Source organism: Anaerovorax odorimutans (assembly GCF_024459955.1).
Lineage (GTDB): Bacteria > Bacillota > Clostridia > Peptostreptococcales > Anaerovoracaceae > Hominibacterium > Hominibacterium odorimutans_A.
Window position 1 is genome coordinate 1 of sequence record NZ_JANFXK010000281.1, and the last position, 207, is coordinate 207.

1 protein-coding gene is annotated in these 207 nt (G+C 43.5%); it reads right to left on the reverse strand.

Annotated elements, in window-relative coordinates; translation table 11 throughout:
• Nucleotides 1–201 (reverse strand): NAD(P)-binding domain-containing protein (locus tag NE619_RS18780; RefSeq protein ID WP_330640899.1); only part of this gene is annotated, 201 nt, incomplete at its 3' end.
• Nucleotides 202–207: the final 6 nt, after the last annotated feature.

Here is a 207-nt window from a genome sequence, read left to right on the forward strand (position 1 = left end):
CAAAATATTTCCGCTGTCGAAATATACTTCTTCTACATCCTGCGGAAATCCTACGATCGTAATCACTGCCTCGCAGTCTTTTACGCACTCGGAAATCGTTTCATGAAAGATCGCTCCTTCCCCGATCACGTCCTCGACTTTTGCTTTTGTCCGGGCATAAATATGAAGTTCATACCCTGCTTTCATAAGATTACGCACCATGGATTT